General features: G+C 52.5%; 25 protein-coding genes and 1 pseudogene. 7 read left to right on the forward strand and 19 right to left on the reverse strand.

From position 1 onward, the window contains the following. Nucleotides 1-6: 6 nt before the first annotated feature. Both sseA and timP (FEK50_RS24700) read left to right on the forward strand, forming a co-directional pair. A complete protein-coding gene (gene sseA / locus FEK50_RS07570; RefSeq protein WP_131162567.1) occupies nt 7-852 on the forward strand; it encodes a 3-mercaptopyruvate sulfurtransferase in 846 nt (281 codons plus the stop codon). Between the two features lie 342 nt (nt 853-1,194). After that, nucleotides 1,195-1,320, forward strand: a complete 126-nt coding sequence (gene timP / locus FEK50_RS24700) for a small toxic inner membrane protein TimP (protein ID WP_252152855.1) — start codon at nt 1,195-1,197, stop codon at nt 1,318-1,320. Nucleotides 1,321-1,351: 31 nt separating this feature from the next. On the opposite strand, the pseudogene FEK50_RS24165 reads toward timP (FEK50_RS24700), so the two are convergent. Then, nucleotides 1,352-1,438: pseudogene (locus FEK50_RS24165) on the reverse strand (enhanced serine sensitivity protein SseB); the annotation flags it as partial. Nucleotides 1,439-1,872: 434 nt separating this feature from the next. On the opposite strand from FEK50_RS24165, the gene timP (FEK50_RS24705) reads away from it, so the two are divergent. Further along, nucleotides 1,873-1,998, forward strand: coding sequence for a small toxic inner membrane protein TimP (timP, locus tag FEK50_RS24705; RefSeq protein WP_252152854.1), 126 nt, complete (start codon nt 1,873-1,875; stop codon nt 1,996-1,998). A gap of 31 nt (nt 1,999-2,029) precedes the next feature. Here the strand turns inward: timP (FEK50_RS24705) and sseB are convergent, their stop codons facing one another. The 11 genes from sseB to trmJ form a co-directional block, all read right to left on the reverse strand. After that, nucleotides 2,030-2,806, reverse strand: coding sequence for an enhanced serine sensitivity protein SseB (gene sseB, locus FEK50_RS07575; RefSeq protein ID WP_131162566.1), 777 nt, complete (start codon nt 2,804-2,806; stop codon nt 2,030-2,032). A gap of 118 nt (nt 2,807-2,924) precedes the next feature. After that, nucleotides 2,925-4,208 carry an aminopeptidase PepB gene (gene pepB, locus FEK50_RS07580; RefSeq protein WP_130260403.1) on the reverse strand — a complete coding sequence of 428 codons (1,284 nt, stop codon included), beginning with the start codon at nt 4,206-4,208 and terminating at the stop codon, nt 2,925-2,927. Between the two features lie 58 nt (nt 4,209-4,266). Further along, nucleotides 4,267-4,467 carry a Fe-S cluster assembly protein IscX gene (iscX, locus tag FEK50_RS07585; RefSeq protein WP_000523616.1) on the reverse strand — a complete coding sequence of 67 codons (201 nt, stop codon included), beginning with the start codon at nt 4,465-4,467 and terminating at the stop codon, nt 4,267-4,269. Nucleotides 4,468-4,478: 11 nt separating this feature from the next. Beyond that, nucleotides 4,479-4,814 carry an ISC system 2Fe-2S type ferredoxin gene (fdx, locus tag FEK50_RS07590; RefSeq protein ID WP_001124471.1) on the reverse strand — a complete coding sequence of 112 codons (336 nt, stop codon included), beginning with the start codon at nt 4,812-4,814 and terminating at the stop codon, nt 4,479-4,481. Between the two features lies 1 nt (nt 4,815). Then, complete coding sequence (hscA, locus tag FEK50_RS07595) at nt 4,816-6,666, reverse strand: Fe-S protein assembly chaperone HscA (RefSeq protein ID WP_097315650.1); 1,851 nt, start codon at nt 6,664-6,666, stop codon at nt 4,816-4,818. A 16-nt stretch (nt 6,667-6,682) separates the two neighbouring features. Further along, nucleotides 6,683-7,198 (reverse strand): co-chaperone HscB, encoded by a 516-nt coding sequence (hscB, locus tag FEK50_RS07600; protein WP_000384413.1) that lies wholly within the window; start codon nt 7,196-7,198, stop codon nt 6,683-6,685. Between the two features lie 95 nt (nt 7,199-7,293). Further along, entirely contained in the window at nt 7,294-7,617 is a 324-nt protein-coding gene (iscA, locus tag FEK50_RS07605; protein WP_000028953.1) for an iron-sulfur cluster assembly protein IscA, read from the reverse strand. Nucleotides 7,618-7,633: 16 nt separating this feature from the next. Beyond that, a complete protein-coding gene (gene iscU / locus FEK50_RS07610) occupies nt 7,634-8,020 on the reverse strand; it encodes a Fe-S cluster assembly scaffold IscU (protein WP_000331707.1) in 387 nt (128 codons plus the stop codon). A 27-nt stretch (nt 8,021-8,047) separates the two neighbouring features. Continuing rightward, nucleotides 8,048-9,262, reverse strand: a complete 1,215-nt coding sequence (gene iscS, locus FEK50_RS07615) for a cysteine desulfurase (RefSeq protein WP_131162565.1) — start codon at nt 9,260-9,262, stop codon at nt 8,048-8,050. 240 nt (nt 9,263-9,502) lie between these two features. Continuing rightward, nucleotides 9,503-9,991 carry a Fe-S cluster assembly transcriptional regulator IscR gene (gene iscR, locus FEK50_RS07620; RefSeq protein ID WP_001241357.1) on the reverse strand — a complete coding sequence of 163 codons (489 nt, stop codon included), beginning with the start codon at nt 9,989-9,991 and terminating at the stop codon, nt 9,503-9,505. Between the two features lie 268 nt (nt 9,992-10,259). Then, the gene (trmJ, locus tag FEK50_RS07625) at nt 10,260-11,000 is read right to left on the reverse strand and encodes a tRNA (cytosine(32)/uridine(32)-2'-O)-methyltransferase TrmJ (protein WP_000940020.1); all 741 of its coding nucleotides are present in this window, start codon (nt 10,998-11,000) and stop codon (nt 10,260-10,262) included. Nucleotides 11,001-11,118: 118 nt separating this feature from the next. Between trmJ and suhB the strand changes: the two genes are divergently transcribed. The 3 genes from suhB to csiE all read left to right on the forward strand — a co-directional run bounded on the left by suhB (nt 11,119) and on the right by csiE (nt 14,393). Beyond that, nucleotides 11,119-11,922 carry an inositol-1-monophosphatase gene (suhB, locus tag FEK50_RS07630; RefSeq protein WP_130260405.1) on the forward strand — a complete coding sequence of 268 codons (804 nt, stop codon included), beginning with the start codon at nt 11,119-11,121 and terminating at the stop codon, nt 11,920-11,922. 145 nt (nt 11,923-12,067) lie between these two features. Continuing rightward, nucleotides 12,068-12,922 (forward strand): alpha/beta hydrolase, encoded by an 855-nt coding sequence (locus tag FEK50_RS07635; RefSeq protein ID WP_131162564.1) that lies wholly within the window; start codon nt 12,068-12,070, stop codon nt 12,920-12,922. A 190-nt stretch (nt 12,923-13,112) separates the two neighbouring features. Then, on the forward strand, nt 13,113-14,393 hold the full coding sequence (gene csiE, locus FEK50_RS07640; RefSeq protein WP_131162563.1) for a stationary phase inducible protein CsiE: 1,281 nt from the start codon (nt 13,113-13,115) through the stop codon (nt 14,391-14,393). On the opposite strand, the gene FEK50_RS07645 is transcribed toward csiE, so the two are convergent. Continuing rightward, nucleotides 14,385-15,524 carry a 3-phenylpropionate MFS transporter gene (locus FEK50_RS07645; RefSeq protein ID WP_131162562.1) on the reverse strand — a complete coding sequence of 380 codons (1,140 nt, stop codon included), beginning with the start codon at nt 15,522-15,524 and terminating at the stop codon, nt 14,385-14,387. The genes csiE and FEK50_RS07645 overlap by 9 nt on opposite strands. Before the next feature lie 256 nt (nt 15,525-15,780). Here FEK50_RS07645 and FEK50_RS07655 point away from each other — a divergent pair, with 256 nt between their 5' ends. Continuing rightward, nucleotides 15,781-16,203: a DoxX family protein gene (locus FEK50_RS07655; RefSeq protein ID WP_001087245.1), complete on the forward strand. Its 423-nt coding sequence runs from the start codon at nt 15,781-15,783 to the stop codon at nt 16,201-16,203. A gap of 159 nt (nt 16,204-16,362) precedes the next feature. Here FEK50_RS07655 and FEK50_RS07660 read toward each other — a convergent pair whose 3' ends face one another. The 6 genes from FEK50_RS07660 to FEK50_RS07685 form a co-directional block, all read right to left on the reverse strand. After that, the gene (locus FEK50_RS07660; protein ID WP_131162560.1) at nt 16,363-17,235 is read right to left on the reverse strand and encodes an aldose 1-epimerase; all 873 of its coding nucleotides are present in this window, start codon (nt 17,233-17,235) and stop codon (nt 16,363-16,365) included. 11 nt (nt 17,236-17,246) lie between these two features. Beyond that, the gene (locus FEK50_RS07665; RefSeq protein ID WP_165489017.1) at nt 17,247-18,341 is read right to left on the reverse strand and encodes a zinc-binding dehydrogenase; all 1,095 of its coding nucleotides are present in this window, start codon (nt 18,339-18,341) and stop codon (nt 17,247-17,249) included. Between the two features lie 32 nt (nt 18,342-18,373). Then, entirely contained in the window at nt 18,374-19,372 is a 999-nt protein-coding gene (locus FEK50_RS07670; protein ID WP_025238570.1) for an ABC transporter permease, read from the reverse strand. Between the two features lie 24 nt (nt 19,373-19,396). Next, the gene (locus FEK50_RS07675) at nt 19,397-20,908 is read right to left on the reverse strand and encodes a sugar ABC transporter ATP-binding protein (protein ID WP_131162559.1); all 1,512 of its coding nucleotides are present in this window, start codon (nt 20,906-20,908) and stop codon (nt 19,397-19,399) included. A gap of 22 nt (nt 20,909-20,930) precedes the next feature. Beyond that, on the reverse strand, nt 20,931-21,914 hold the full coding sequence (locus tag FEK50_RS07680) for a substrate-binding domain-containing protein (protein ID WP_105268353.1): 984 nt from the start codon (nt 21,912-21,914) through the stop codon (nt 20,931-20,933). Nucleotides 21,915-22,010: 96 nt separating this feature from the next. Beyond that, the gene (locus tag FEK50_RS07685; RefSeq protein WP_131162558.1) at nt 22,011-25,292 is read right to left on the reverse strand and encodes a DUF5107 domain-containing protein; all 3,282 of its coding nucleotides are present in this window, start codon (nt 25,290-25,292) and stop codon (nt 22,011-22,013) included. Nucleotides 25,293-25,318: the final 26 nt, after the last annotated feature.

The raw sequence follows: 25,318 nt of genomic DNA on the forward strand, positions 1-25,318 counted from the left end.
ATGCCTATGTCCACGACATGGTTTGTAGGAGCCGACTGGCTCGCCGAACATATTGATGACCCGGAAATTCAGATTATTGATGCTCGTATGGCGCCGCCCGGGCAGGAAGATCGTAACGTTGCCCAAGAGTATCTGAACGGTCATATCCCCGGTGCAGTATTTTTCGATATCGAAGCTCTTTCTGATCATACATCCCCCCTTCCGCACATGCTGCCTCGCCCGGAAACGTTCGCCGTCGCGATGCGTGAACTGGGCGTTAATCAGGACAAGCATCTGATTGTCTATGATGAAGGAAGCCTATTTTCTGCGCCGCGCGCGTGGTGGATGCTGCGCGCTTTTGGTGTGGAGAAAGTGTCAATCCTTGGCGGTGGCTTAGCGGGCTGGCAACGTGATGATCTGCTGTTAGAAGAAGGCGCAGTGGAACTGCCGGAAGGTGAGTTTAACGTCGCGTTTACCCCGGAAGCCGTGGTGAAAGTGACCGATGTGTTATTGGCAAGTCATGAAAAAACGGCACAAATTATCGATGCCCGCCCGGCTGCACGTTTTAACGCGGAAGTTGATGAACCTCGCGCAGGTTTACGTCGCGGACATATTCCCGGCGCGCTGAATGTTCCATGGACAGAACTGGTGCGCGAAGGCGAACTGAAAACGACCGATGAACTGGATGCGATATTTTTTGGTCGCGGCGTCAGCTATGACAAACCAATTATTGTCAGCTGCGGCTCTGGTGTAACGGCAGCCGTGGTTTTGTTGGCCCTCGCAACGCTGGATGTTCCAAATGTGAAACTATACGACGGGGCGTGGAGTGAATGGGGCGCACGGGCAGATTTACCGGTTGAGCCAATGAAATAAGCTTTTTACAGGCAATAAAAAACCGCCGAATTTGGCGGTTTTTTATTGCTGGTCTGGTTCGCGGCCTTTCCAGCAGGTTGACTTGTGTTGCATGAACAACGCAGGCACCCCACAGTGGTGAAATCCTCTCTTTTATACCTGGCTATGTCAAGATAATAAACAGAGTAATTATTCAAGCGTGAGAGTATTATTCTTAACGGCCCTTTTCGCCGTCTCGCAAACGGGCGCTGGCTTCAGGAAAGGATGTTCCATGACCGTAAATACAGGCACCCCACAGTGCTTGCTATCGCGGCAATATCGCCAGTGGTGCTGTCGTGATGCGGTCTTCGCATGGACCGCACAATGAAGATACGGTGCTTTTGTATCGTACTTATTGTTTCTGGTGCGCTGTTTTCCGAAGTAAATAATAACCGGAGTCTCTTCGGTAACAATTTACTGGTGGTTAACAACCTTCAGAACAGCAGGTAAGCCCGAATGCCGCCCTTTGGGGCGGCATATTTTAGATTATCCGATTCTGTTTAAAGTCACGCAAAAAACCATCCCAGCGACGTTCATAGAATGGCGCAATATGTCCGGTAATAAAATAACCTGGCTTAGTAGTCCGAATTCAGACAAATATAAACAAAGCCCGCTTAATATTAAAAACACTAACTGGTAAAAGATATTACTTAAACGTGTAAATTCACTTTCTTTAAACAACAAAAAACCGCCAAAATCAGGCGGTTATTTGTTGCCGGTTTGGTTCGCGGCCTTTCCAGCAGGTTGTATTACCGTAGTAATGCAAGCGCGTCTCAGCGAAGACAATACTCGCCAGTAACTCTCTTTTTGTCAAGCAAAAGAGAGTTATTATTGTTCTGTTAGTGTATTATCCACTGCGGCCCTTTCCGCCGTCTCGCAAGCGGGCGCTGGCTTCAGGAAAGGATGTTCCGCGACCGTTAGGGCAAGCGCGTCTCAGCGCTTGCTATCGCGGCAATATCGCCAGTGGTGCTGTCGTGATGCGGTCTTCGCATGGACCGCACAATGAAGATACGGTGCTTTTGTATCGTACTTATTGTTTCTGGTGCGCTGTTTTCCGAAGTAAATAATAACCGGAATCTCTCCGGTAACAATTTACTGGTGGTTAACAACCTTCAGAACAGCAGGTAAGCCCGAATGCCGCCCTTTGGGGCGGCATATTTTAGATTATCCGATTCTGTTTAAAGTCACGCAAAAAACCACCCCAGCGACGTTCATAGAATGGCGCAATATGTTCGGTAATAAAATGGCTAATTCCTTTTTCCCCTTTTTTCACCTGACAAATATCGATTGGTTCATCGCCAGGTAATGTATCGGTCGCTACACTTCCCGCTGCCTGAATAATTTCTTCGATATCGCCATCGGCTTCAATGCCAATAAGTAAATTAGGCTGTGCCTCTTTGCTCTCTTTAATTGAACAAATAAAAGCACGCTTCACTGGCTTAATGGTTTTAAATAAGGTGGTGAGTGAATCAATCATTTGTGCTGGCGGCTCTGCGACTTCCGATAATATCAGCGATTCACCGCCTTCCAGTACTTCCTGACTGCTCAGCGGATTCCCTTCTTCACCAATCAGCAAACTGATTTCACGCGGCATAAATTCTTTACCGGTTGGCAGTTTGGCGTTAAGGAAGAGCGTTTCGCCAAGGGTCATCTCAAACAATGTGCGAACGGGCATTACGACAAATGCCTGTTCGTCTTCAACCGCCTGTTGAAGTGCTTCTAACGAGGTGAAAAAAGGAATGACGCTGGTGCCGTCATCTTTTTCCCAGTGCTGTAAATCGAGCGCGCTATCTTCAACTACAGCCTCGCCCTGCGCCGCCGTACCAGGCACCCAGACAGTGGATTCCAGTAGAGTACGGAAAAAGGCCGGGCGGTGCGCCGGTTCGGTTGCTGCTTTTTCCAGCAGGTCTTCAAGTTCGTTTTTTGTTTCGGACATAAGAACCACAATTCATTCAACGTTCGGAGCGAAAATGCCTGATGCGCTACGCTTATCAGGCCTACAAGTGAGTCGCAATCTATTGAATTTTCGCAATTTTGTAGGCCAAATAAGACGTTTACGCCGTTAACAGATTGGCAATCGTGCGCACACCCAGCCCGGTCGCCCCCGCTGACCACTGTTCAACCGGCGCTTTACGGTAAGTCGCCGAACAGTCAATATGCAGCCAGCCTTGCTGATAGTTCTCAACAAAGTGCGACAGGAAGCCCGCCGCCGTACTTGCACCTGCCGGATAAGCAGCACTGCCCGTGTTGTTCAGTTCGGCAAAGTTAGACGGCAGCTGGTTGCGATGGAACTCCGCCAACGGCAGACGCCAGAACGGTTCGTTCTCCTGCGCGGCACTCGCCAGCAAGCGACCGGCAAGCGCATCGTCAAAACTGAACAGCGCGTGATAATCATTACCCAGCGCGGTTTTCGCCGCCCCGGTGAGGGTCGCCGCATCAATGATCAGTTCCGGTTTCTGCGCACTGGCATCAATCAGGCCATCGGCCAGCACCAGACGCCCTTCGGCATCAGTGTTCATCACTTCGACTTTTTTACCGTTGCGATAGGTGATGATATCGCCCAGTTTGAACGCGTTGCCGCTGATCAGGTTATCCGCACAGCAGAGGAACAACTTCACGCGCTTGTTCAGTCCGCGCGTAATGGCAAACGCCAGCGCCCCGGTAACCGTTGCCGCACCGCCCATATCAGACTTCATTGAGTCCATAAACGCGGTCTGTTTGATGCTGTAACCGCCGGAATCAAAGGTGATGCCTTTACCTACCAGGCACGCGTACACCGGCGCTTCTTTATCGCCAGTTGGGTTGTAATCCAGCGCCAGCAATACCGGAGAACGTTCTGAACCGCGTCCGACGGTGTGCAGCCCCATATAACCTTGCTCACGCAAATCTTCGCCTTTGGTGATCCGGTAAGTCACACGATCGCCTGCGACGTTGCTGATCAGATCAACAGCACGCTGTGCCAGTTGCGATGGCCCTAATTCTTCAGCAGGTGCATTGATGGTGTCACGCACCCAGTCGATGATCATCAGGCGGTTATCCAGTTCCTGACGCTGGGCATCGTCCAGATCCGGCCACTCCACTTTACGCGTCCCTTTCGGGGCTTTGTAACCTTGCCAGAATGCCCAACAGCGATCCGCATCCCAACCTTCACCGCTTAACTGAACATGCTTGATGCCCAGACCGTCAATCTTGCGCGCCGCACGCTGGATCAGCCCCAGATCGTCAGCCCCATTCAAATGCAGGGTAATGCCATCATTATTAATGCTGTAAGTCGCTTTTTCTCCCCAGCGCGCGTCGGCAGGTTGGGGAGAGAGGGTAATCTTCATCGCTTCTGTCATTTTAGTTATCCTTATTCGTTTAACAGCAAAACGGGCTACCCCCAGGCAGCCCGTTTATTCATTCGGCTTCGTCCAGCCAGACCAACAAAATCGCTTCGAGGATTTTCTCGTTGGATGCCTGCGGATCATCGTCGAAATCTTCCAGATCGCAAATCCACTGATGCATATCGGTGAATCGAACCGTTTTCGGATCAAGATCGGGATACGCATCGTACAGTGCTTCGCCAATTTCGCGGCTATCGGTCCACTTAAGTCCCATACTAACCTCTGTTAATGCTCACGCGCATGGTTGATAGTGTAACGCGGAATTTCGACCACTAAATCTTCGTCGGTAACGCGCGCCTGGCAGCTTAAACGGCTTTCCGGCTCCAACCCCCAGGCTTTGTCCAGCATGTCGTCTTCCTGCTCTGAGCTTTCCGGCAGCGAGTCAAAACCTTCACGAACGATGCAGTGGCAGGTGGTGCAAGCACAGGATTTTTCACAGGCGTGTTCAATCTCGATACCGTTACGCAGCGCAACGTCGAGAATGGTTTCACCGCTATTCGCTTCCAGAACAGCGCCATCAGGGCAGAGATCCTGATGAGGCAAAATAACAATCTTTGGCATATTAAACCTCGTCCACGGAATGGCCTTTCAGCGCACGACGAACCGACTGGTCCATGCGGCGAGCGGCGAAATCCTGGGTTTGTTTGTCTACGTTTTTAATCGCTTGTTCGATGGCGTCAACGTCATCGCCCTGCGCCACTTCACTCAGGTGAGCGGCGGCAGCATCAATGACCTGACGCTCTGCGGCGCTTAACAGCGCGGCATCAGCAGCCAGCGCGCCGTGCAGACTTTCCAGCACACGCGCCGCTTCTACTTTTTGTTCTGCCAGCATTCGGGCTTTTACGTCCTGCTCGGCATAGCTCATTGAGTCTTTGATCATCGAAGCGATTTCGCTATCGGTCAGACCGTAAGAAGGTTTGACCTGAATAGACGCCTCAACGCCGGTGGATTTCTCCATCGCCGTCACGCTCAAAAGACCGTCGGCATCGACCTGAAACGTTACGCGAATATGCGCGCCGCCAGCCGGTAACGCCGGAATACCACGCAGCGCAAAACGCGCCAGCGAGCGGCAGTCCTGCACCAGTTCACGCTCACCCTGCATTACATGGATAGACATTGCCGTCTGACCATCTTTAAAGGTGGTGAAATCCTGGGCGCGGGCCACCGGAATCGTGGTATTACGCGGGATCACTTTCTCCACCAGGCCGCCCATCGTTTCGAGGCCCAGCGACAACGGGATCACATCAAGCAGCAGCATTTCGCTGTCCGGCTTGTTACCCACCAGAATATCCGCCTGAATTGCTGCACCAATGGCGACGACTTTATCCGGATCGATGGAAGTCAGCGGCGGACGACCGAAAAATTCACCTACCCGTTCACGCACCAGTGGCACGCGGGTAGAACCGCCAACCATCACCACTTCCAGAACTTCATCAGCCTCAACGCCCGCGTCTTTCAGCGCGCGACGACAGGCCAGTAACGTCCGTTTAACCAGTGGCGCGATCAGTTCGTTGAATTGTTCACGGCTGATTTCGCCCTGCCAGCCCGCAACATTCACGGTCACAGAGTCCGCATCGCTCAGCGCGATTTTGGCCGCAATGGCGGCATCCAGCAGTTCACGCTGAACGCGATTATCACTACGGTCAGGAATGCCCGCCTGCTCGCGAATATAATCCGCCAGCAGATGGTCGAAATCATCGCCGCCGAGCGCGGAATCACCGCCGGTCGCCAGCACTTCAAACACGCCACGACTTAAGCGCAGAATGGAAATATCAAACGTCCCGCCGCCGAGGTCATAAACGGCGATCACGCCTTCCTGACCGGAATCCAGCCCGTAAGCGATAGCCGCGGCGGTCGGTTCGTTAAGTAAGCGCAAGACGTGAAGGCCCGCCAGACGCGCGGCATCTTTGGTGCCCTGACGCTGGGCATCGTCAAAGTACGCCGGAACGGTGATAACTACACCATCCAGCTCGCCCGCCAGGGCTTCAGTTGCCCGCGCCGCCAGTGCTTTGAGGATGTCCGCAGAAACGCGCACCGGGTTCAGCAGTCCCGCCGCCGTTTCAATCATCGGCAGGCCGTTTTCACTGGCCTGGAATTGATAAGGCAGATGCGGATAGCGTTGCTGGATATCAGCCAGCGAGCGCCCCATCAGGCGTTTAACAGAACTAATGGTGTTGGCGGTGTCGAGCGCTGCGTTAGTACGCGCGTCATAACCCACCGAATGCCCTTGCTGTTGATAGTGAACAACAGACGGCAGCAGGTGACGGCCTTCATGGTCGGCTAACGTTTCGGCCTGACCGCTGCGCACTGTTGCCACCAGCGAGTTGGTTGTGCCCAGGTCAATACCGGCCGCCAGACGACGCTGATGCGGCGCAGCACTCAAACCAGGTTCACTAATTTGTAATAAGGCCATGTTTAGCTTCCAGAAATTAAAAATCGAGCAGTTTTTCTTCGAGTTGTTCGGCACTGCTTCGCAGTTTATCGAGAAAACGCAGCTTACGCACGGTATCCGCCGCCGCGTCCCACGTCTCGTTGTCTAACTGTTCAACCATCAACTGATGGCGGGTATCAAACATCTTTTTCACACGTTTGATAAAGCTTTCCAGCCGCGCTTCATCTTTCGCCTGTTCGATCTCGTCCAGCTCTTCGCGCAGCTCCAACTGTTCCATCAGGAACGCGGTGTCGCGCACAGTATGCTGCTCGCTGGCGAGATCAAAGCCGTGCAAAGAAAGCAAATATTCCGCGCGCATTAACGGATGACGCAGCGTTTGCCAGGCCTGGTTAATGGTTGCAGATTGCTGTACGGCGGCGAGTTGTTCCGCCTGGCTTCCGCTGGCGAATTTATCAGGATGATACTGACGTTGTAGATCCTGAAAACGCAGGCTCAGCGCCTGAGTATCGAGTTGATAACGGGCAGGCAAGCCAAAGAGGGTGAAGTAATCCATAACATTCTCAGGGCTGCGATCCGCCGCGATAACGGCGAATCAGGTAAAACAAACCCCACGCGCAGGCGACCACGGTGGGGTTATCGGTATGCGCATCAAACGTGGAAGCTTTCGCCGCAACCACACTCATCTTTAACGTTCGGGTTGGTGAATTTAAACCCTTCGTTCAGACCTTCTTTTACGAAGTCCAGCTGCGTACCGTCCAGAAATTGCAGGCTTTTGCCATCGACCACGACTTTCACGCCTTTGTCTTCAAACACGATGTCTTCCGGCGTCGGTTCGTCAACAAATTCCAGTACATAAGCCATACCTGAACATCCGGAGGTTCTCACGCCCAGACGCAGGCCAAACCCTTTGCCGCGGTTAGCCAGAAAGGTATTTACTCGCGCTGCTGCACTGTCGCTCAGTGTAATCGACATAACCAAACCTCAACTCTTATTTTGCTTCACGTTTGCTTTTATAGTCCGCAATGGCGGCTTTGATCGCGTCTTCTGCCAGAATAGAACAGTGAATTTTCACTGGCGGCAGTTCAAGTTCTTCAGCAATATCGGTGTTTTTGATCGCCTGTGCTTCGTCGAGAGACTTCCCTTTCACCCATTCGGTGACCAGAGAGCTGGAAGCGATAGCGGAACCGCAGCCGTAAGTTTTAAAACGCGCGTCTTCAATGATACCTTCATCGTTGACTTTAATCTGCAACTTCATCACGTCGCCACAGGCCGGTGCACCCACCATGCCGCTGCCGACGTTCTCGTCGTTGTTGTCAAAGGAACCCACGTTACGCGGATTCTCGTAATGGTCGATAACTTTTTCGCTGTAAGCCATTATAAATTCTCCTGATTCCGATACCGATTAATGATGAGCCCATTCGATGCTGTTCAGATCCACGCCCTGCTTGTACATTTCCCACAGCGGAGAAAGGTCACGCAGACGACCGATAGATCTACGAACTAACTCGATGGTGTAGTCGATCTCTTCTTCAGTAGTAAAACGACCTAAAGAGAAACGGATAGAGCTATGTGCCAGCTCGTCGTTCAGCCCCAGCGCGCGCAGCACGTAGGACGGTTCGAGGCTTGCTGACGTACAGGCGGAACCTGAAGAAACAGCGAGGTCTTTCAGCGCCATAATCAGCGACTCACCTTCAACGTAGTTGAAGCTGACGTTGAGAATGTTCGGCGCACCGTGTTCCAGGTCACCGTTCAGGTAAACTTCTTCGATATCTTTGATGCCGTTCCACAGACGGTTACGCAGGCCGCGCAGACGTTCCATCTCGGTCGCCATCTCTTCTTTTGCGATGCGATAGGCTTCGCCCATACCGACGATCTGGTGAACAGGCAGAGTGCCGGAACGCATACCGCGTTCGTGACCGCCGCCGTGCATTTGTGCTTCGATACGTACGCGCGGTTTACGACGCACATACAGCGCACCGATACCTTTCGGGCCATAAATTTTGTGGCCGGAGAAAGACATCAGGTCAACTTTTAACTGGCTCAGATCGATAGGCAGTTTGCCCACGCTCTGGGTTGCATCAACGTGATAGATAATGCCACGGGCACGGCACATTTCGCCGATAGCCGCGATATCCTGCACCACGCCGATTTCGTTATTCACGTGCATGATAGAAACGAGGATGGTGTCGTCACGCATCGCCGCTTCGAGTTCTTTCAGGTCGATAATGCCGTTACGCTGCGGTGCCAGGTAGGTGACTTCGAATCCTTCGCGCTCCAGCTGACGGCAGGTATCCAGTACCGCTTTGTGTTCGGTTTTGCTGGTGATGATGTGCTTGCCTTTTTTCTGATAAAAGTTGGCTGCACCTTTGATCGCCAGGTTGTCAGATTCGGTTGCACCAGAGGTAAAGACGATTTCACGCGGATCAGCGCCGACCAGATCGGCAATCTGATTGCGGGCGATATCTACCGCTTCTTCAGCCTGCCAGCCGAAACGGTGAGAACGGGAGGCCGGGTTACCAAAGGTTCCGTCCATCGTCATAAACTGCATCATTTTCTCGGCAACACGCGGGTCCACCGGCGTGGTTGCGGAGTAGTCGAGATAAATCGGTAATTTCATTGCTCTATAAACTCCGTACATCACTCAATGCAAGGAATCAGGCTACCGGCTGGATGTACGACCGTGTTTACGGAGCGCTATACGCCCCGGCCTGATTCTAATATCTTGTTATCTTTAACCTAACTGTTTCGGGTTTCAGCAAGTTGACAAACTTACGAATCTCCGGGAGCTTACATAAGTAAGTGACCGGAGTGAGTATGTGCAGTCAACGCAGATGCAACACGAAACAGGACGGTTAAATTAAGCGCGTAACTTAACGTCGATCGCGTCTTGTGTGCGGGTGCGTGGCGCGTCGTGAGTATGCTGACGACCAGACACATCCAGCACTTCCTGGTTATTAACCAGTTCGCCTAAAGTAATGTTGTTGAGAAAACCGGTGAGACGGTCGCTCAAATCACGCCACAGCGCGTGGGTCAGGCATTTATCGCCGCCCTGGCAGCCGCCTTTACCCTGACAACGGGTGGCATCTACAGATTCGTCAACGGCGCTAATCACTTCGCCAACGGCGATGCTGCTGGCATCTTTGCCTAACAGATAACCACCGCCTGGTCCGCGTACGCTGGAAACCAGACCATTTTTACGCAGACGGGAAAAAAGTTGTTCCAGATAAGAAAGGGAAATTCCCTGTCGTTCGGAAATATCAGCCAACGGTACCGGGCCTGCTTCGGAGTTGAGCGCAACGTCAAGCATTGCGGTCACGGCATAGCGCCCTTTAGATGTCAGTCTCATGTCTTACTTCACCTCAAACTCGCCCCTGCCCGGGGTTTTTATTGTAAAAGTGGGGATATTGCATAGCAGGGTCAAGTCTGACATTCCCGAGTAATTTGGTCAACTATTTACTTGACTGATTTAGTCAGGTATTTAACCTTCAGTGCCATTTTTTATCGTGCCGTTTGTACCTGTTGTCGGATGCGTCGTGAACGCCTTATCCGACCTGGGATTGCGTGCACTTCCAGGCCTGATAAGACGCGTTAAGCGTCGCATCAGGCAATCACTGTTATTCGGTCTTATTACCTTTATTCTGCTGTTCAATAGAAGCCAGAATCCCGCGCAGGATATTCAATTCCTGGCTTTCCGGGCGCGCACGGGTAAACAGACGACGCAGTTTATTCATCACCTGACCCGGATGGTTTTCACGGATAAAACCGGTTGCCAGCAACGTTTGTTCGAGATGACCATAAAAACGCTCCAGATCATCGACCAACGGATACGGCGTCTCTTCATGCTCAACCTGCTCGCCGTTTTCCTGAGTTGCCAGCCAGGCCATACGCACTTCATAGGCAATAACCTGAACCGCCATCGCCAGGTTCAGCGAGCTGTATTCCGGGTTAGCGGCAATCGCGACATGATAATGGCACTTCTGCAACTCTTCATTGGTCAGGCCGACACGTTCGCGACCAAAAACCAGCGCCACCGGGGTATTTGCCGCTTCAGCGACGCTTTTCAGACCGCATTCGCGCGGGTCGAGCATCGGCCACGGCAACGTGCGCGAACGTGCACTGGTGCCAACCACCAGGCTACAACCGGCTAACGCTTCGTCGAGCGTATCGACGATGTGAGCATTACCAATCACATCGCTGGCGCCTGCCGCCAGGGCAATCGCCTGGGAGTCGGGTTTCACCAGTGGATTAACCAGCCACAGATTAGTTAATCCCATTGTTTTCATGGCACGGGCAACAGAACCCATATTGCCGGTGTGTGACGTCTCCACCAGCACAATTCGAATATTTTGCAGCATTGTCTTTCTTCGTCTAAAGATTATTCGCGCATCTTAACATAAAACGAAGACAGATGCCGATCTCGCTGCTATACTCTGCGCCGTTTTCCCGTTCTTTAACATCCAGTGAGAGAAACCGATGCATCCGATGCTGAACATCGCCGTGCGCGCAGCGCGCAAGGCGGGTAATTTAATTGCCAAAAACTATGAAACCCCGGACGCTGTAGAGGCGAGCCAGAAAGGCAGTAACGATTTCGTGACCAACGTAGATAAAGCTGCCGAAGCGGTGATTATCGACACGATTCGTAAATCTTACCCACAGCACACCATCATCACCGAAGAAAGTGGTGAACTTGAAGGTACTGATCAGGATGTTCAATGGGTTATCGATCCACTGGATGGCACTACCAACTTTATCAAACGTCTGCCGCACTTCGCGGTATCTATCGCTGTTCGTATCAAAGGCCGCACCGAAGTTGCTGTGGTTTACGATCCTATGCGTAACGAACTGTTCACCGCGACTCGCGGTCAGGGCGCACAGCTGAACGGCTACCGTCTGCGCGGCAGCACCGCTCGCGATCTCGACGGTACTATTCTGGCGACCGGCTTCCCGTTCAAAGCAAAACAGTACGCCACCACCTACATCAACATCGTTGGCAAACTGTTCAACGAATGTGCAGACTTCCGTCGTACCGGTTCCGCGGCGCTGGATCTGGCTTACGTCGCTGCGGGTCGCGTTGACGGTTTCTTTGAAATCGGTCTGCGTCCGTGGGACTTCGCGGCAGGCGAGCTGCTGGTTCGTGAAGCGGGCGGTATCGTCAGCGACTTCATCGGTGGCCATAACTACATGCTGACCGGTAACATCGTTGCCGGTAACCCGCGCGTTGTTAAAGCCATGCTGGCGAACATGCGTGACGAGTTAAGCGACGCACTGAAGCGTTAATTTCTCTGGCGGGTGACGTTCCTCACCCGCCCTTGCCTTTCAGGCGCTATTCCGAAATACTTTCGCACCACTTTACTTTCCTGCGCCACTCTCCCACCATCCTTTCCCGATTAATGGATTACAAAGCAAGTCGTAAGGAAAGGTCATGGTTCTGCCAGCGAACAAACGCGTTCTCAAGATTCTGTTTATTCTTTTTATTTCTGCTTTCTGCGTTTATTTAGTGCCGCGCATCGCCATCAACTTCTTTTATTATCCCGACGACAAAATTTACGGTTCTGATCCATGGTCTGCTGAATCTGTTGAATTTACTGCTAAAGATGGCACACGGCTACAAGGCTGGTTTATCCCCTCTTCCACTGGTCCCGCCGAAAACGCTATTGCTACCGTAATTCATGCTCATGGCAATGCCGGGAATATGTCCGCCCACTGGCCGCTGGTCAGTTGGTTACCAGAACATAATTTCAATGTTTTTATGTTTGATTATCGCGGGTTTGGTAAATCTAAAGGTACTCCATCACAAGCCGGATTACTGGACGATACGCAAAGTGCCATCAACGTGGTGCGCCATCGTAGCGATGTAAACCCCAAGCGGCTGGTGCTGTTCGGGCAGAGTATTGGCGGGGCGAATATTCTTGACGTTATTGGGTTAGGAGATCGCGAGGGCATACGTGCGGTGATCCTCGACTCCACATTTGCCTCTTATTCGACCATCGCTAACCAGATGATACCCGGCAGTGGCTACTTACTTGATGAGAGTTACAGCGGCGAAAATTACATCGCCAGCGTCAGCCCGATCCCGCTTTTACTGATTCACGGCAAAGCTGATCATGTTATTCCATGGCAGCATAGCGAGAAATTATTTGCCCTGGCGAAAGAGCCAAAACGCCTGATTTTGATCCCCGATGGCGAACATCTTGATGCCTTTTCCGATCGTCACGGAGACGTTTATCGCGAGCAAATGGTGGACTTTATCCTTAGCGCATTGAATCCACAGAATTAACCTTATGGTCGAAACCAGATAAAACAGCAAGAAATCACCTTAAGGGATGGCATTAAACTGCCAGAAAGTGTTTATATCGATAAAAATTCTGTGATGTTTGTCATCATTTCTGATTAATAGCATTCCATTCACCGTATCCCTAAGCAAACTTTAGCTATTCTTATAAATTATGCTTATGGGAGATCTACAGATGATACCTACACTTGCCCCACCATCTGTACTTTCAGCTCCCCAGCGCCGTTGCCAGGTATTGCTGACGCTGTTCCAGCCGGGGTTGAGCGCCACCACGGCAACTTTCAGCGAGATTAATGGTGTGGATGATGAAATGGTGGGTCGCGATATCAGCGAAACAGGACGGGAGATCCAGCGCTATCATCAACTCACCATTACAACTGGATATGACGGGTGCTACCGGATTGAAGGTACAATACTTAATCAACGCTTATGTTTATTTCATTGGCTACGACGCGCTTTTCGCCTTTGTCCGTCATTTATCAGCAGCCATTTTACGCCCGCGTTAAAGGGGGAGCTAAAGCGTCGGGGGATTGCTCGTAATTTTTATGACGACACAAATCTACTGGCGTTAGTTAATCTCTGCTCGCGAAGGCTGCAAAAACGCTTTGACGCGCGTGATGTTCATTTCCTGTGTTTGTATCTGCAATATTGCTTATTGCAACACCATGCCGGAATCTCGCCCCTATTTAACCCGCTGCAACGCCACTGGTTGGAATCTTGCATTGAATTTCAGGTTGCACAGGAAATTGGCCGCCACTGGCAACGGCGGGCGCGTCAACCTGTTCCCCCAGCTGAACCGCTATTTATGGCATTACTTTTTTCCATGTTGCGGGTTCCCGATCCACTGCGAGACACCCATCAGCATGGCAAACAGTTGCGCCAGTCAATTAACCGTCTGGTACAGCATTTTCGGCAGTTGAGTAACGTCCGTTTCTATGATGAACAGGGGTTGTGCTATCAGCTTTATACTCACCTGGCCCAGGCGTTAAACCGCTGTTTGTTTTCTATCGGCATTGATAACACTTTACCGGAAGAGTTCCGTCGACTTTATCCACGGCTCGTGCACACCACCCGCGAAGCGCTGGTCGGGTTTGAAAATGAGTACAATGTCAGTCTTTCCGATGAAGAAAGTTGTCTGGTGGCAGTGATTTTCGGTGCATGGCTGATGCAGGCAAATGAAATTCACGAAAAGCAGATTATTTTGCTGACGGGCAATGACAGCGAACGAGAAGCGAATATTGAGCTGCAATTGCGTGAGCTAACGATACTGCCGCTCAATATTAAACACATGTCTGTGAAGACATTTTTGCAGATTGGCGCGCCGCGCAATGCCGCACTTATTATTGCGCCTTATACCATGCCGCTACCGCTTTTTTCACCACCGCTGATTTATACGGATCTGACCCTGACGGCACATCAACAGGAACAGATCCGCAAAATACTTGAATCAGCATGAGGGAACGACTTTCGGGCGCAAAAACATTGCCGGAAACGCCACCAATGCCATCACCCAGAACACGCCATTCCCCAGATATTGATACAGAAAACCGGCGAAGACGGTCATGATGGCGATACTGCCGCCCATCGCGACGGCAGAATAAACTGCCTGCAAGCGGATAACCTCACTTCCCTGACGAGCGGCAATGTAGCGCATAGCGGCCAGATGGCACACGGTAAAGGTGCCGCAATGCAGAACTTGCACCATAATCAACCACGGCAACTCAGTGGTTGCCCCCATAATGCCCCAACGTACTACCCCGCATACCGCCGAGATCAGCAACATATCACGGGCGCTACAGCGGCGGAAAAGCTTATTACTCAGCGCAAAGATAATGACTTCCGCCACCACGCCCAGCGACCACAAATAGCCCACCGCCGAGGCCGAGTAGCCAGCTGCCTGCCAGTAAATGGCGCTAAAACCGTAATAGGCCGCATGCGCCCCCTGCAATAAACAAACGCAGGCCAGAAAACGCCAGTTCTGGCGGACCAGCGCCAACCACGCTGGCCACCCCGTGCTCTCCTGTTGACGGCTGGCCCCTTGTGGCTGAATCGTCGGACGGATAAGAAAGCCGAGCAGCATGGATGCCACGCCCAACGTCAGCAATGCCAGAATAACCCGATAATCGAATACGCTGACCAGTTTCCCCGTTAGCGCCGAGCCAATGACAAACGCCACCGAGCCCCAAAGTCGCACTTTGCCATAATCAAGCGGGAACTGCTTTTGCCAGGTATTCGCCAGCGCATCGGTCAACGGCACCAGCGGTGAGAAAAAGAGGTTAAAACCAACCATCACCACCATCAACCACGCCACATGCGCACCCGCCCAGAAGGCGATGGCAAAGAGTAGCGTCAGCAACGCCAGCACACGCAGCGCAGAAATCAGGCGAGAAGGATCGCTGACGCGAGGCGCAATTATCAAACTACCGAGAAAACGGGCAACCAGCCCGGCCCCCAACAACAGGCCGATGGTTTCTGGCGTTAAGCCAATCCCCTTAAGCCAGACGCTCCAGAAAGGTAGAAAAATACCGTAGCTAAAAAAGTATGTGAAATAACCGAGCGCCAACCAGCGCGTGGATTGCAAAACCATGAGTCCCTCCCGTCAGGAGGCGTTAGTCTGGAGTTAATCGAATGTTGGTGCAAGTTGAAAAATAAGAAAATTCGAGTTTGCTTCCAGTACACAGAGCTGGAAAAAATATCGTTAATACCGCTAACAAAATATCACCTAAAGAAAATGTGCTGGATATTGACCTGGATAATTACCAAATTTCTCATCCGCTGGGGCGTGGCGAGGTGCAAGAGTGTGTATTACGTTTAAATCACATTATCTTGCAAAGAGATTGGTTATGAACTCACTACGTTATTTTGATTTTGGTGCTGCCCGCCCCGTTTTGTTATTAATTGCCCGTATCGCCGTCATCTTAATTTTCATTATTTTTGGTTTTCCCAAAATGATGGGCTTTGACGGAACGGTACAATATATGGCCTCGCTGGGCGCACCGATGCCGATGCTGGCGGCAGTTATTGCGGTGATTATGGAAGTACCCGCCGCGATATTAATCATACTTGGCTTTTTCACCCGTCCGCTGGCGGTGCTGTTTATTTTCTACACGCTGGGAACTGCGGTGATTGGTCATCATTACTGGGATATGACTGGCGATGCGGTTGGGCCAAATATGATTAATTTCTGGAAGAATATCAGCATTGCTGGCGCATTCCTGCTGCTGGCAATTACCGGGCCGGGGGCAATTTCTCTCGATCGGCGTTAGGAAAGATGCCGGATGCGGCGTGAACGCCTTATCCGGCCGACCGCTCCAACACCAATTGTAGGCCTGATAAGACGCGGCAAGCGTCGCATCAGGCATGGTGCGCCGAGTGCTACAAAATCGAAATTACCCTGTAGGCCTGTGCATCCGGCATTTTATAAATTACAGCCACTCTACCCGCAACGACATCTCTGAGGTTGTTGATTCCCCCGGCGCAAGCGCAATGAGGTCACCACCTTCCGGGCGATGATGGTCATCTGGCGCATGACTCATCGGCTCCAGACAGAAGAAATCAAACGCATACCCTTTATCAAACGCGGGATCGGAGACAAAGATGAAATAGCACGGCGCAGGCAGCGTCGTTTCCATGATGACGGCGTAACCCTCCTGCGGCTGCTCGATGCGGGCCTGACCATTCCATCCGGCAAAACCATTGTTCACCCACTGGCGCGGCAACGGCGCGAGCTGGTTGAAATCCAGTTCTGGCGGTAACTGCTCGCAAAACTCGCCCGCCAACCACTGCTCCCGCTCCAGCCAGTAACCATTCGCCTGTGCCTGAATCCGCGTTTTCGACGACAACGGAAAATAAGGATGCCAGCCAGTACCAAATGGCAGCGTCTCAGTGCCTTCATTGGTGACAGAGAGCGTGACCGTCAGTGAATCCGCCGTTAAATGAAATGCCTGGCTTACACGATAATGATAAACGCCACAGTGATGTTCATACGCCAGACACAAACTATCATCACTGCGCGAGACACATTGCCACTGCCCCAACCAGCCATCGCCGTGTAGATAGTGCGCATCCCACTCAACATTCGGTTGCAGTTGATACTCTCGCTCCTGCCAGACAAAACGGTTACCACTCACCCGGTTTGCAAATGGCACCAGCGGAAAACAAGAGGCATCGGTTGCCACACCGCTTTTTTTACCAGGACGTAGCAGCGGCGTCGTATCGCGCCAGAAGCCTTCGATTACGCCGCCCTGGTCAGAAACGTCCAGCTTTAGCGGCCCGTGAGATAAGGTATAGATGGTCATCCGCTAACTCCTTAATCCAGGAAGTTAATCACAACTTTCCCGCACTTGCCGCTCGCCATCAGTGCGTAGGCATCTCCCGCCTGTTCCAGCGAGAAGCGGTGGGTAATGGCGTTACGTGGCCATAGTTTCCAGTCGGTCAGATCATGAGCGCATTTTTCCATATGGAACAGACTGGTTACCCAGGAGCCAATAATCCGCCGTTGATGGTGCATCAGATCGGCGCTGACTTCGAACTCCACTTTTCCGGTTTCACCAATGTAAACCACGCGCCCCCAGTCGGCGGTGGATTGCAATGCCAGCAAGCGCCCCGCAGCATTACCGGAACAATCGAGCGCAACATCCGCGCCGCCGTGAGTGAGTTCAGCGATTATCTGCGGCAGACCTTCGGTCGTCGCTAAATAACCGTGATCCATCACCCCTAACTGTTTCGCCATCGCCAGACGTTCCGGCAGCATATCAACTCCGATGATCCGTTTTGCACCGCGACCTTTCGCCAGCATCATCGCCATCATCCCGACCGGTCCCAGACCGACCACCAGCACGTTATCGCTGCCGGAGACTTCGCCGCGCAAAATCCCTTCATAGGCCGTGCCAACGCCGCAACTGATAAACGCACCATCTTCGTAACTCAGTGCATCCGGCAGGAGGATCAGATCTTTTTCTTCCGCCAACAGATATTCGGCATGACCGCCGTCACGCTGCCAGCCGTAAGCCGCTTTTCCTTTGCCAGTACAAGAGATAGGAAAGCCGCGGCGGCAGTTCGGGCAAAAACCACAGCCAGAAATGTGATACACCAGCACGCGATCACCCTCTTTAAAATGGCGACAGCCTTGCCCCATCGCCACAATTTGCCCGCACGGCTCATGACCGTTGATAAAGCCCTGGTATAACGGTTTATCGGGCGCCGCCGCCGTGGCGCGGTGTTGATGGTAGATATAGTGGACATCGCTTCCGCAAATCCCGGAGGATTTCATTTTGATCAGCACCTGGTTAATCCCCGGCATCGGCACCGCAACTTCCCGCAGATCGACGGTCGAATTTCCTGGTAAATAAGCTGCCAGCATCGTTTTCATAAATCCCTCATTAACAATACGATTAATTTTCATCCCTGCCGCACCCGCGCCAGGGGCGTTAAGGTTTAGCGTTTCGCTTTACTGCTTCGCTGGGTCAGCAAGATATTCGCCAGCACTGCCACCACGATGATGACGCCGCGTACCACCTGCTGGAAAAAGGAGTTAATCCCGAGCAATACCAGACCGTTACCGATTAGTGTAATTACCAGCACACCAAGCAATGTACCGAACAGGGAACCGCGACCGCCGGAAAGTGCCGTACCGCCGACCACGACCGCGGCGATGACGTCAAACTCCAGACCGTTTGCGGCACCTGCGTTACCAGAACCAAGACGCGCCGCCAACAAAATGCCGGTCACCGCCGCTAATAATCCCGAAAGGGTAAAGATAAGAATGCGCACCCGACGAACGTTGATGCCGCACAACTGCGCCGCCGTAGCATTACCGCCAACGGCAAAAACCGAGCGCCCGAAAGCGGTTTTACGACTGATGAACACAAACAGCGCAAACAACACCATCATGATCAGCGCGGATACCGGCACTCCGAGAAATTGTCCGCCCAGCCAGTCCAGCACCTCGTTTTCGTCAATTGGCACTGGCAGGGCGTTAGTCATAAACAGCCCCATTCCGCGCAGGGCGCTCCACAGCCCCAACGTGGCAACGAAACTTGGTACGTTAAACACACCGCGCAGCACCCCGGCCAGCGTTCCCATCAGCGCACCTAACAGCAACACCAGCAGACAAGCAATCGCCAGCGGAACGTCAAATTGCAGCAAAAATGCCAGGCACACCGAGACAAAAGCCACCATCGGCCCAACGCTGACATCAATTTCCCCGGAGATAATAATCAGCGTCATCGCCCAGGCGGCGATCCCGATGGTAGCGGCATCGCGCAGTACGTTCATTTGGTTATTCAATGAGATAAAGCCAGGCGCGTTCAGGGAGAAGACCAGATACAAAATGGCAATCACTACCAGCAAACCGATCTCATTAATATGGCGACTGACAAATTGTTTGAGCGAGACGCTCTTGCCCTGCGGCAATGGTAATGACGAAGCAGACATCTTCAGGTTCCTCGGTAAAATTCATCAGTGCACAGACAGAATGGCGGACATCAGCTCATCCACATTGACTGGAGAGTGAAACTCCTGCGAGAACGTACCGTGCTGTAACAACAGAATGCGGTCGCACACCAGCGGTAACTCCTCCACTTCACTGGAGATAAACACCACGCTTTTTCCTTCGGCAGCCAGCTCGCGGACAATACGGTAAATCTGCTGTTTGGCTTCGATATCGACGCCGCGCGTTGGCTCGTCGAGCAACAAAATCTGGCTGGCGGCATAGACCCAACGACCGATCACCACTTTTTGCTGATTACCGCCAGAAAGCGTGCCGATGGGTGTTTCGCTACTGGCAGCCTTAACCGTCATCCGCTGCATCACCTCTTCGGTCAGGCGGCGGATGGTGGACCATTGCAGTACGCCGTTGGCGCTGATTTTTTGCCGATTGGTCAGCACTGTATTTTCGTCAACGCCCAGCCAGGGAATGATCCCCGCTTCTTTGCGGTTTTCTGGCGTATAGCCAATGCCGCGTTTCAGCATGTCGCCGTAATCGGGGCGCGTGATTTTCTCGCCGTTGATAACAATTTCGCCCTGTTCATACGCTTCCAGCCCAACTATCGCTTTCAGCAATTCACTGCGCCCTGCCCCCAGCAGGCCAGCAATGCCGAGCACTTCGCCACGACGCAGTGAAAAACTGATCTCCGTAAGTTTTGGTCTGTGGTGTAACGCGCGAACTTCCAGTACGGTCTGGTCCGCAATCTCCTGAGCTGCAACCGGTGCAATATCAACGTGATCGCGTCCGAGCATCAACGACACAATATGGCGAGTTGAGGTGTTTTCGAGCATCACATCGCCCGCCACCTGCCCGTCGCGCATGACGGTGGCACAAGAGGCGATACGGCGGATTTCCTCCATCCTGTGGCTGACGTAAATCACCGCCACGCCCAGTGCCGACATTTTTTTCACGGCGCTGATCACCAGTTCAACTTCCGCACTGGCAAGCGAGCTGGTGGGTTCATCAAGGATGACCACGCGCGGCTCGCCCTTCATCACCCGCGCAATTTCCACCAGTTGCTTTTGCGCCGGGCTTAGCGTTGAAACAAGTTGTTCAGGACTAACGTCAACGCCCAGCGCCTGTAAGCAACGTTGGGCATCCTGCGCCATTTGCGGGTAGTCAATCATGCCGTTGCGGCGAGGCCATTGACCAAGGCAGAGGTTTTCTGCCACCGTCAGCCCTTCCACCAGACTTAATTCCTGATAAACCGCGCGTACCCCCAGTTCAGCGGCACGGCGAGTCAGCGTAGCTTCGTCGCCTTCCAGTCGCGTCTCGCCAATCCAGATATCACCGCTATCCGGACGTTCGCTACCGGTAAGCATTCGAATGAGGGTCGATTTTCCCGCACCGTTTTTGCCTAACAGCGCGCGAACTTCGCCTTTATTGAGCGTGAAGTTAACGTTATCCAGCGCAACGACGCCGGGGTAACGCTTATTTCCTGCCACCACTTTTGCTACCGGGACTGCCTCTGTTGCCGTGAACATAGGGACCTCTGCGAATCAGCTATTAGGGCAGACCATCAACGTGCGTTGCCAGCCACTGTTTACCGTCTTCAGTTTTGGTATAGAGATCGATTGGCACCTGAATCACTTTTTCACCGTCGGCTTGTTTATTGATAACCTTCAATGTTTGCGCGAAAACAGCATTGCCCATTTTCTTACCGGAAATATCCACTACCGCTTTCAGCACCTGGTTGTTTTCCAGCTCCTGAGCAATTTCAGTGGTCATGTCCGAACCGAAAACGGCAATTTTTCCGGCCTGATTTTGATTGCGTACCGCTTTTACCGCGCCGAGTGTCGCTCCGCCCGATTCCCCCATAATGGCGTTGAGATCTGGCGTGGAGATAATCAGTTTTTCACCGACAGAAATCGCTTTATCTAAAACAGTCCCTTCCTGATTAGCGACAATTTGCGCGCCGGGAACGCGGGCTTTTAATACTTCTTCAAACCCTTTACGTCGTTGCACACAAACTTCAAAGGCTTCGCAATTGATGACGGCAATTTTCGGCTGGTCAATTTTGTTGGCAATAAAATAATCGGCGGCAGCGTTACCCAGTTTTTTACCAAATTCCAGCGGATCGCCCACCAGATACGCCGAGACATATTTATCGACACCCTTTTGATTAATACAGGTGTTGTAGCAAATCACCGGAATACCCGCCTCACTGGCGCGGCGAACGGTGCGGCTACTGCCATTTTCAGACACTGCCGATAAAATAATGGCATCGACATTACGCGCCACGAGGGTATCTACAAAAGTACTTTCTTTCGAAATATCGCCCTGGGCGTTAGTTTCAATTAACTGTACCTGTACTGAAGAATCTTTTGCCGCATCCTGAACGCCCTGACGCACTCCAGCGTAATATCCCTGGGTATCAAGGTATATTGCGCCAATGGTCATTTCTTTATCCGCAGCGTTGGCAAATAGTGCGCTACCTAATAGCGTAGCCATTAATAATAGATTACGGGTTGTTCTCATTTTTTTAGGCATAGTGCCTCCTGTAGGGTTTTTATTTACAACGGCTTATTTTAATTATTTGAGCGTGAGCGGCAGCGCGTGCCGCTCAAATATTACAGTTAATAGGGTTTAGTGAACGCGGTTAAAAATAAAAGGCATCACGGTGGTGAATAATGCCGCTTTCGGCCAGGCCGGATTAATCGCAGTCAATTCAGCGCGAGCAGATTCGTATTGCGCAATCTCCCCTAGTCCCGCGGCCGCCAGCATCGCCACCATCAGGCATTTTTCTTTATGCTGCTGTTGTAAATCGCCATACAGCGACAACAAGTCAGGTTGCGAGACGGCAAAGAAATCCGCCTCGATACTGGTTTTCGCCATCTCTTGCGCCCACTGTTTCATTTCACTAAACAGTTGCTGTGCGGTTTGTTGTTCGCCCAGCAGTCGCAGCGCCATTCCTTGCCAGAAGAGATAATCAACCGGCTGATCGTTGTAATAACTGTGGATGTTAATGGTACGATCGCCGGTCGCCGCCAGACGTAAACAACGCGTCGCTTCAGTTTCATCGCCCTGAGCTTTGGCACATATCGCCTGCCAGAACCAGATGTCGTTGTCAGTTTGCCCCGGTAAACGGCCTTCGCTTAAATTCTCCGGATAGTGCAGCGCGGCATGAAGCAGTTCGCTGGCCTGCTGCGGTTGTCTGGCATCAAGGTGTTGCCAGGCGCGTAACATTTGGTTAAGGATAAACTGACTGGTGACCTTCCCTTCCCCGCCTTCCCACGGGTGGAATTTTCGCGTGGCGAGAATATCCGCCGCTTTGTCGGCCTGACCTGTGAGATGCCACAAATTGAGCAGTTCTGCGGTCATGTCGTCGCGTTTCAGAGCAATTTCCAGATTATTTTCCAGACGTGCCAGTCGTTTCTCCGGTGTGGCTCCGCTTAACTTATCCAGCAAATCCCGTTCGAAAAGCAGACGTGCATCCTGCGGCGCAAGCTGATAAGCATTATCAAGATAACGCGCGGCCAGCTCATAATCGTGTTGCTTATTCCACGCATGGATCGCTAACCCGCGCCAGCCGTCGGCAAACTCCGGTGACATCTCTACGCAACGCAGCCATAAAGTAATGGCTTTGTTGTAGCTACGCTTGTTGTAGTAGAAGCAGGCCAGTAAATGACGGGCAAACCAGCACTCTTCAATACTCTCCAGCGCCGCCACTTCTTCCAGCGTATTCGGGAAACGGACAAACTGTGGGAAGACATCAATGGCTTTTGCGACCAGTTCGCCGCGTTCGGCTTTCGGCAGCAAGCTAGCTTGCAGGTAAAGCGGAAGCGTGCGCTGGCAGTCCAGTACGTTCAGCATCTCTGCCGCCAGGGCGGGCATTCCCCAGTTAATCAGTTGCCCGGCGGTCATCAGGGCGTTAACGTCGCGTCCCTGACACAGACCGCGCCACTGCGCGAGGGCTGATTCGCTACGACCATCGAACCAGTTCAGCCACCACAGAGTGGCGTTCAGCGGATAATCACGCAGCAGTTTCTCGCGCTGCAAACGTGCGTTGTCCTGACGACCACTTAATACCAGCAGCAGGTTATGCAGGCAAAGCACTTCCTGATTGGTTGGGCAGGCGCGAAGACTTTGTTGGCAAAAATCCAGACCCGCGTCGAAGTTACCATTACGCGCAGCCAGCCGTGCCAGACCATAATAGCCGCCCGCTTTACTATTGCCGCTCCAGACCGCACGCCAGAAATCCTCTTCGGCTTGTTGATATTGTCCCTGACGTTCGTAAGCACTGGCGCGAATCAAACTCGCCTGTCCGCACTGCGGATTTTTGTTCAGCGCATGTGCGCGTTTCAGAGCCTGAGTGGCATACGCCACCGCTTGCGGGAAATCTGCGCGGTTATACTCCAGCATCGCCAGCGCCAGATTACAGCGGTAATCCAGCGGATCCAGCGCCACGCCGCGCAGGTAGTAATCGAACGGTGAACGGCTGGCGTGATGATATTGCTCCAGATGCTGACCGATAAACCAGGCTTCATCTGTACTGGTAATGTCTTGTGCTGACAGTGGCGCTTTGGCAACGTCCGGCAACGGCAACTCTTGCGGCTGATGTTCCTGATAACTCAGTACAATATTGCCGTCAGCATCGGAAAGTTCGATGGTCAGTCTGTCAGGATTGATACCGTGCAACACGCCCTGGATGGCGGTCGCTGGTGTCAGGGCCACGGCATCATCGAGCAACGCGTTGCATTTGCCGATTTCGCGGATCGCCAGACGATATCCACTCAACGGGGAGATGGCATACAGCCCCCACTCAATCCCCCGCTCGCTACGCTGGAGTTTTATCACCGCATCGCGGGAGGCATTTTGCACCATGCCCAGAGAATGATAAGGCAGAAAATACTGTTCGAAACGCTTCTCTTCGTAAGCATCAAGCCAGGTAAAATCGGGCTGGTTATCGGCAAAAATACCGGTCATCAGCTCGATATACGGACCGTTATTGTCGGTCAGACTCTTATCCCACGCCTGGCCAAATTCACTGTGTCCCCAGCTCCACTGTTTTTTACCTGGCGCAATATGGTGGTTGGCAACGTGCAGCAAACCGCCATCTTCATCGTGACACCACGCGCCGACAAAATCGTACTGCGATTTTTCAGCCATATACGAAGTCGGCACTGGCACATTTTTATAGCGAGAAATGTCCACTCCGGCGGAGTAGTCCACTTTGTAGTAGGTGCCGGTGGCGATGGGGAAAGCTGAAACAGCCCGTTTGCCGTGATCAAACACCGCAGTCACATCCGGCGGGAAAACGCTCTGATGCCCTTCACCACCTTTCACTGCCGGGTTGGCCCACCACAAGAAATGACGCGGCGTAGCGTTGCCGTTATAGACGCGGCTGGCGATTTCCAGCGCCGCCCGGTCAGGGCGCAGTGTGAAACCAGTCATCACTTGTAAACCGTGCATCGGCTCCGTTTCGCCGACCCACACCGTCTGTGCGCCGTCGTCATGGGCTTCGATGGTGAAATCAACGGGCATAAAGGTGGTCGGGCGATGGTGTTGTGGCCAGTTAAACTCAATCCCGCCCGAAATCCACGGCCCCAGCAGCCCCACCAGCGCCGGCTTAATGACTTCATTGTGATAGACAAAATCTCGCTGTTTCACTTTATCCCATGCGCGATGCACGCGACCGCCCAGTTCCGGCAGGATCATCACTTTGATGTAGTCGTTTTCCAGCCACACCGCCTGCCAGGATTTCAGGGTTTTCTGCTCGCTCAGCGTATCGGTCACGCCATAGGGATAAACCGCGCCGGACGATCCCTGATAAACGCGATTTTCCAGGAACATGGGATGTATATCCTGCGGCCCGGTTTCATAGGTCGGGATCTCAACGCGCTCTTGCCACACTTTTACTGGAGTCATGGTGCCCTCAATATTAACAAGACATA

Origin of the sequence: Escherichia sp. E2586 (assembly GCF_005781105.1) — a bacterium.
GTDB lineage: Bacteria > Pseudomonadota > Gammaproteobacteria > Enterobacterales > Enterobacteriaceae > Escherichia.

What these genes read in the sequence shown, in the direction of transcription:
- iscA (WP_000028953.1), bottom strand. Translation starts at nt 7,617, where the DNA reads ATGTCGATTACACTGAGCGACAGTGCAGCAGCGCGAGTAAATACCTTT.
- timP (WP_252152854.1), top strand. Translation starts at nt 1,873, where the DNA reads ATGAAGATACGGTGCTTTTGTATCGTACTTATTGTTTCTGGTGCGCTG.
- FEK50_RS07635 (WP_131162564.1), top strand. Translation starts at nt 12,068, where the DNA reads ATGGTTCTGCCAGCGAACAAACGCGTTCTCAAGATTCTGTTTATTCTT.
- FEK50_RS07655 (WP_001087245.1), top strand. Translation starts at nt 15,781, where the DNA reads ATGAACTCACTACGTTATTTTGATTTTGGTGCTGCCCGCCCCGTTTTG.
- fdx (WP_001124471.1), bottom strand. Translation starts at nt 4,814, where the DNA reads ATGCCAAAGATTGTTATTTTGCCTCATCAGGATCTCTGCCCTGATGGC.
- FEK50_RS07660 (WP_131162560.1), bottom strand. Translation starts at nt 17,235, where the DNA reads ATGACCATCTATACCTTATCTCACGGGCCGCTAAAGCTGGACGTTTCT.
- iscX (WP_000523616.1), bottom strand. Translation starts at nt 4,467, where the DNA reads ATGGGACTTAAGTGGACCGATAGCCGCGAAATTGGCGAAGCACTGTAC.
- FEK50_RS07680 (WP_105268353.1), bottom strand. Translation starts at nt 21,914, where the DNA reads ATGCCTAAAAAAATGAGAACAACCCGTAATCTATTATTAATGGCTACG.
- hscB (WP_000384413.1), bottom strand. Translation starts at nt 7,198, where the DNA reads ATGGATTACTTCACCCTCTTTGGCTTGCCTGCCCGTTATCAACTCGAT.
- FEK50_RS07675 (WP_131162559.1), bottom strand. Translation starts at nt 20,908, where the DNA reads ATGTTCACGGCAACAGAGGCAGTCCCGGTAGCAAAAGTGGTGGCAGGA.
- hscA (WP_097315650.1), bottom strand. Translation starts at nt 6,666, where the DNA reads ATGGCCTTATTACAAATTAGTGAACCTGGTTTGAGTGCTGCGCCGCAT.
- trmJ (WP_000940020.1), bottom strand. Translation starts at nt 11,000, where the DNA reads ATGCTGCAAAATATTCGAATTGTGCTGGTGGAGACGTCACACACCGGC.
- iscR (WP_001241357.1), bottom strand. Translation starts at nt 9,991, where the DNA reads ATGAGACTGACATCTAAAGGGCGCTATGCCGTGACCGCAATGCTTGAC.
- FEK50_RS07645 (WP_131162562.1), bottom strand. Translation starts at nt 15,524, where the DNA reads ATGGTTTTGCAATCCACGCGCTGGTTGGCGCTCGGTTATTTCACATAC.
- sseA (WP_131162567.1), top strand. Translation starts at nt 7, where the DNA reads ATGTCCACGACATGGTTTGTAGGAGCCGACTGGCTCGCCGAACATATT.
- sseB (WP_131162566.1), bottom strand. Translation starts at nt 2,806, where the DNA reads ATGTCCGAAACAAAAAACGAACTTGAAGACCTGCTGGAAAAAGCAGCA.
- FEK50_RS07665 (WP_165489017.1), bottom strand. Translation starts at nt 18,341, where the DNA reads ATGAAAATTAATCGTATTGTTAATGAGGGATTTATGAAAACGATGCTG.
- iscS (WP_131162565.1), bottom strand. Translation starts at nt 9,262, where the DNA reads ATGAAATTACCGATTTATCTCGACTACTCCGCAACCACGCCGGTGGAC.
- timP (WP_252152855.1), top strand. Translation starts at nt 1,195, where the DNA reads ATGAAGATACGGTGCTTTTGTATCGTACTTATTGTTTCTGGTGCGCTG.
- FEK50_RS07685 (WP_131162558.1), bottom strand. Translation starts at nt 25,292, where the DNA reads ATGACTCCAGTAAAAGTGTGGCAAGAGCGCGTTGAGATCCCGACCTAT.
- FEK50_RS07670 (WP_025238570.1), bottom strand. Translation starts at nt 19,372, where the DNA reads ATGTCTGCTTCGTCATTACCATTGCCGCAGGGCAAGAGCGTCTCGCTC.
- pepB (WP_130260403.1), bottom strand. Translation starts at nt 4,208, where the DNA reads ATGACAGAAGCGATGAAGATTACCCTCTCTCCCCAACCTGCCGACGCG.
- iscU (WP_000331707.1), bottom strand. Translation starts at nt 8,020, where the DNA reads ATGGCTTACAGCGAAAAAGTTATCGACCATTACGAGAATCCGCGTAAC.
- suhB (WP_130260405.1), top strand. Translation starts at nt 11,119, where the DNA reads ATGCATCCGATGCTGAACATCGCCGTGCGCGCAGCGCGCAAGGCGGGT.
- csiE (WP_131162563.1), top strand. Translation starts at nt 13,113, where the DNA reads ATGATACCTACACTTGCCCCACCATCTGTACTTTCAGCTCCCCAGCGC.